Below are 3,334 nucleotides of genomic sequence, written 5' to 3'. Positions count from 1 at the left end.
ACTTTCGCTATTAGCAAGGAACTTCAGTTCCTTGCGGGACATGGCTTTTACGTTAAGTTGACACGTATGAGCAATGCGCTTTACCCCTACAACAGATGTGGTTCAAATACATGAAAACTGCTGTAAATTCAAGATTCAGGTGACGGCTGTTGAGGGGGCTGATGAAGAAACTGTGCGGTTCAAGCAACAGATTATTGCTTTGGAATCTAATCAACCCTGCTACCGCATCTTAATTGTGGATGATAAAGATATCAATCGCCAGATTCTAGTGAAGTTGCTCAGTCCCTTGGGCTTTGAAGTGAAGGAAGCGCAAAATGGTCAAGAAGCGATCAACATTTGGCAACAATGGCAATTCGTCAGCATCCGCATTCAAGACAACGGCATCGGCATGAGAGATGATGTCAAGCAGAAGATTTTTGAGCATTTGTTTACCACTAAGTGTGTAGGCAAAGGCACTGGATTAGGATTAGCGATCGCTCATCAGATTGTAGTAGAAAAACATCATGGAGCGATCGCTGTCAATTCAACTTTAGGTGAGGGAACTGAGTTTGTGATTACCCTTCCAGTGAAAGGAAGATGAGGAAGCAGAGGGGATAATTCCTAACTCTTAACTCTTAACTCAGCACTCCGCATTCCCCATGCTCAATCCTTTTATGCTAAATTTGGAGCGGGATAGTAACAAAGTTACAAAGCTATAGTTTAGGTTCTATATGCCTAACTGGTGCGCCAAGCTTTTGCATAAGCGTATACCGCCGAGTGCTTTAAACTATATCGTTTGATTAGCTCAATTGGCAGAGCGATCGACTCATAATCGATGTGTTGTAGGTTCAATTCCTATACTTTCACCCAAAACCCTGTCCGGGTCAAAAGACACTACTCTGTCACAGTAGCCAATATGGTACGGGAGAAATCCCCAAACGGTTCGAGTCCGTCATTTGAAAAACTCTGCGGTGCAAGTGTTCTGCTGGCGCTCATTACTCGTAAGGGTAATGTTTGATAGCTACAGTCAAGGAGCTAGCGCAACTGCATTTCTCCCTAACTTGAGTATGTCCCTTCGTTTCCTACATCTAGTTTTCCTTCGGGATTCTAGATTGGCAACCGAACGGCATATTTGAGCGCGGTTTTCTTTTTCTAGATTGCCATTAAGCAGTTTGGTAAAAGTAACAGCAATCTTAATCCAGCTTTGGAGAAACTTTTGCCCACACCTAAACTGTAAACACTTGTATTCGCAGAGTAAAAAAATATTTTGTATGATGTAGAGCAAAAATTTAAGCACTACCCCATTAGCGACTGAAAGTAATTTAGAAAAGTTGCGAACTGATAATTTAGTACTTTTGCGATCGCATGGTTTAGCTGACCGGAACTGTAAAAAACTGCACTGGCAGAGTAAATAAATATTTTGTAGTATATAGTAGTATAAAGAGCTAAAACCAATCTTTTAGTCTTTTTCACAAGGTTGCAAACTCCAATACTTAAGCTGTGAGATAGCGATTTAAATTGCAGGCAAGGTTATAAATGTCTTTATCAAATCTTCTTAGCTGGTTGCGATCGCGATCGCGTAGCTTACCTAAAATATTAGGCAAATTATTTATGCAAATTACTATGTGGCAAACATTTTATATCAAACCTAACGAAATCGGCATCTTATATCACCGCAGTGACTTTAAGAAAATTTTGCAGCCCGGTACATATACTTATTTTGGTCGGCATTGGCAAGTTAAAACCTATGACCTCAACCAGCCACAAGCTCAGATTGAAAACTTAGAATTGTTGTTGCGAAATCACGAGGCTGAACTGCAAGAACATTTATTGATTATCAGAACCGCATTCAACCAAGCTGCTTTAGTCCGCTACGGTCAGAATTGGGTAAGCGTTGCACCAAATAAATTGATAGCTTTTTGGCGTGGTTTTATTGAGGTAGAATCTTATCTATTCAACTTGGAAGAAAGCTGGGAATTGCCTAGTTCCTTTGTGCAGCAATTGCGCTCAGTTACGTTGAATGGATTGAAGAAGTTCCAAATCTCAGAGTATGAGATTGGTTTACTATATCTGCAAAATAATTTTGTGCGACCTTTAGAACCTGGAGAGTATGCTTTTTGGTCAGTAGATAGAGATGTTACAGTCCGAACTCTCAGCCGGATTATCCCTAACCCAGACTTTCCCCTCGAAGATGTACTAATTGAAAAACATCCCGACTTTATTGCTGCCTACTGTGAAACCGTGCAATTGCTGGCTTCGCAAGTTGCAATTGTGCGATATCGAGGTAAAGTGATTTCTATTTTGCCACCCACGAGCCGCAAGCTGTTTTGGCAAGGTGTTGCAGTGAAAATTCTTGACATCAGTGCTGATGCTCAGTTGCAGCCTAACTTAGTGGCTGAGTTGGTTGAGGGTTTACCAGAAGCAAAATTGCTCAGTCGCAACTGTTTGCATATTTGCCAAGTTCCCGCCCAGCACGTTGGACTAGTATACATTAATCAGGAGTTTCAAGGACAGCGATCGCCAGGGGTACACGCTTGGTGGTTATTTGGACGCTCTTTTCAAACCGAAACTATCGACCTGCGACTGCAAAATATGGAAGTATCAGGTCAAGACATCCTCTCAAAGGATAAAGTACCTCTGCGGTTAAATTTAACGGCTGGCTTCCGCATCCAAGATCCATTGAGGGCAAAAAACGGGTTGACAGACATTTCTGGGTTTTTGTACAAAGAATTACAATTTGCTTTGCGTGGTGCAGTCGGCGAACGCAACTTAGATGCTTTATTAGAAGATAAAGGTGCAATTGATAGAAGTATCTCTGAATACATTCGTCAGAAAGCCGCAGACTATGGAATTGAAGTAGATTCTGTAGGTGTCAAAGATATTATTTTATCTGGTGAAATTAAAACTATCTTGAGTAAAGTAGTCGAGGCAGAAAAAGCTGCTCAAGCAAACGTAGTCAGACGTAGAGAAGAAACTGCTGCTACCCGCAGTATGCTAAACACTGCCAAAGTGATGGAAGATAACCCCGTTGCATTGCGTTTGAAAGAACTCGAAGTATTAGAGCGGATTGCAGAGAAGATTGATCGCATTCAAGTTAACGGCAGTTTGGATAGTATTTTAACAGACTTGATTCGGATGAATCCGCAGTGATTTGGTTATTAAAGGCGATCGCACAAACTAAGTGTTACAACATTTTTCAGGTATTTAGACCACAGATGAGACGGGGAGTGGGGAGTGGGGAGTGGGGAGTAGGGAGTGGTGTAGTTCAATTACTTGAAAAGCGCTGTAAGAGCAAAGCCGGAGATGCTCCGCCTTTGGGCAGTTCTTGCTGGAGGAAATGACTATCAATTAAAAC

General features: G+C 41.7%; 2 protein-coding genes and 1 tRNA gene. All 3 read left to right on the top strand.

Translation table 11 applies throughout. The features are described from left to right. Positions 1–73 precede the first annotated feature (73 nt). The gene (locus LC574_RS32330; protein ID WP_229457684.1) at positions 74–580 is read left to right on the top strand and encodes a HAMP domain-containing sensor histidine kinase; all 507 of its coding nucleotides are present in this window, start codon (positions 74–76) and stop codon (positions 578–580) included. Positions 581–776: 196 nt separating this feature from the next. After that, a tRNA-Met gene (locus LC574_RS32325) sits at positions 777–849 on the top strand. Between the two features lie 753 nt (positions 850–1,602). After that, complete coding sequence (locus LC574_RS32320; RefSeq protein ID WP_229457685.1) at positions 1,603–3,129, top strand: slipin family protein; 1,527 nt, start codon at positions 1,603–1,605, stop codon at positions 3,127–3,129. The last annotated feature ends 205 nt before the right edge of the window (positions 3,130–3,334 follow it).

The organism is Nostoc sp. CHAB 5715, assembly GCF_020829685.1.
Lineage (GTDB): Bacteria > Cyanobacteriota > Cyanobacteriia > Cyanobacteriales > Nostocaceae > Nostoc.
Note: the sequence above shows the minus strand (reverse complement) of the source record. Positions and strands in the feature narration are given on the sequence as shown.

What these genes read in the sequence shown, in the direction of transcription:
- LC574_RS32320 (WP_229457685.1), top strand. Translation starts at nt 1,603, where the DNA reads ATGTGGCAAACATTTTATATCAAACCTAACGAAATCGGCATCTTATAT.
- LC574_RS32330 (WP_229457684.1), top strand. Translation starts at nt 74, where the DNA reads ATGCGCTTTACCCCTACAACAGATGTGGTTCAAATACATGAAAACTGC.